The 223-nt window shown below is 49.8% G+C and carries 1 rRNA gene; it reads right to left on the reverse strand.

Annotated features, from left to right (window positions below):
• Window positions 1–223: ribosomal RNA gene (locus WFO70_RS22590) — 23S ribosomal RNA — on the reverse strand; the annotation flags it as partial.

Below are 223 nucleotides of genomic sequence, written 5' to 3' on the forward strand. Positions count from 1 at the left end.
TATACGGTTAACCTTGCTACAGAATATAAGTCGCTGACCCATTATACAAAAGGTACGCAGTCACACCACAAGGGTGCTCCCACTGCTTGTACGTACACGGTTTCAGGTTCTATTTCACTCCCCTCGCCGGGGTTCTTTTCGCCTTTCCCTCACGGTACTGGTTCACTATCGGTCAGTCAGGAGTATTTAGCCTTGGAGGATGGTCCCCCCATATTCAGACAGG

The sequence above is a fragment of the Leclercia sp. AS011 genome, from assembly GCF_037152535.1.
In the GTDB taxonomy this organism is placed as follows: Bacteria; Pseudomonadota; Gammaproteobacteria; order Enterobacterales; family Enterobacteriaceae; genus Enterobacter.